The sequence below is a fragment of the Microcystis sp. M53603_WE2 genome (genome assembly GCF_030065435.1).
Genome location: NZ_JASJFF010000726.1, coordinates 1 through 1,236, shown reverse-complemented (window position 1 = coordinate 1,236; position 1,236 = coordinate 1). Strand labels below are relative to the sequence as shown.

General features: G+C 36.9%; 2 protein-coding genes. Both read right to left on the bottom strand.

The features are described from left to right. Window positions 1-154: 154 nt before the first annotated feature. The gene (locus PX481_RS15650; protein WP_002763537.1) at window positions 155-451 is read right to left on the bottom strand and encodes a DUF4926 domain-containing protein; all 297 of its coding nucleotides are present in this window, start codon (window positions 449-451) and stop codon (window positions 155-157) included. A gap of 18 nt (window positions 452-469) precedes the next feature. Then, a complete protein-coding gene (locus tag PX481_RS15645; RefSeq protein WP_002763535.1) occupies window positions 470-808 on the bottom strand; it encodes a DUF6883 domain-containing protein in 339 nt (112 codons plus the stop codon). Window positions 809-1,236: the final 428 nt, after the last annotated feature.

Here is a 1,236-nt window from a genome sequence, read left to right as displayed (position 1 = left end):
AACCCTTATAGAGAAAGACATTGGACGATTTTTGTCAATTGTTTTTGATCTAGAGCGAGCTAATCAGTTAAATCTTTTGCCAGATAAGGATTTAGTCGATTTATGCCCCCCTATCGAACCATAACAAGTAACGAAGAGCCACTTTAGTAATGATCTAAGCCGTAACTTGCATAATCTCTTTAGCGGGAACAGCTAACACTAATTGATTAGGATAAACAATTTCTACGCCAATTGTCTCCATAAATGCTTCTTTTTCTGCTTGAGTGGCTGAGACAAAATTTCCTTGTTCATCATATTTAACCCAATTCCCAAATAATTCTACTAGATAAGCCTCCCCATTTTTCAGAACTTCTACAATTGCTCCAACTGTACCGATAGGCGCAATTCCGCCATCGGTTAAGGGAATATCTTCCGTTAGTTGAATATCATCAAATAATTTAAACTTACTCATTTTTATTACTCTAAACTTTTATTGATTGAAACTAGAAGGTACTGCTGTGACAAATCTCACCACATCTTCTCCTGTCAGGATAATCCAAACAGTACGAATTTGATGTAATTTACCAGAATATCCCCTGATTTTAACATAAGCACGATAGCGATCGCCATACTCTGTTGTATCTTGTTTTTGTAATATTTCGAGAGATACTGTCTCTAGTATAGCTTCTCGAATCGCTTCAGGATTATCAAATCCCATAACTTCACGCCAAAACTTACGTTTATCTCCACCAACGCCTGCTTTAGTGGTGTGGTTGAGCAGATAGTTAGCCTTAGATAAGGGAAATTCAAATTGAGTCGCTGAAATCATTTATGTCTAAACCAAGAAACCCTCGAAGCAATATTTTCCTGAGATGACGATTATAGCGTGTCATTGCGAGGGGGATATACTTGTATCGCATAAAATCATAATTCTCAGCCTTGCTTGCGATATTTTTCTAGTAGGTGTTTTTGATAAGTTGTCGGTTCTGACTGAGAAAAGGGCGATAGTTGTTTCAATTCTTTAACCCAATTTTCCCAAGCATTATTCATGGTTTGAGTTTCATTTTCTTTAAGTAGTTGCTGTTTGCTGTTCAGGTTTTTTATCCTTCCCTAAAAAGGCTCTTCGGTTTGTGTTATGCAATGGACGGGGGTTATAAGGGATGGAACCCTTATAGAGAAAGGCATTTAGCGATTTTTGTCAATTGTTTTTTATCTAGAGCGAACTAATCAATTAAGTCTCTTGCCAGATAAGGATTT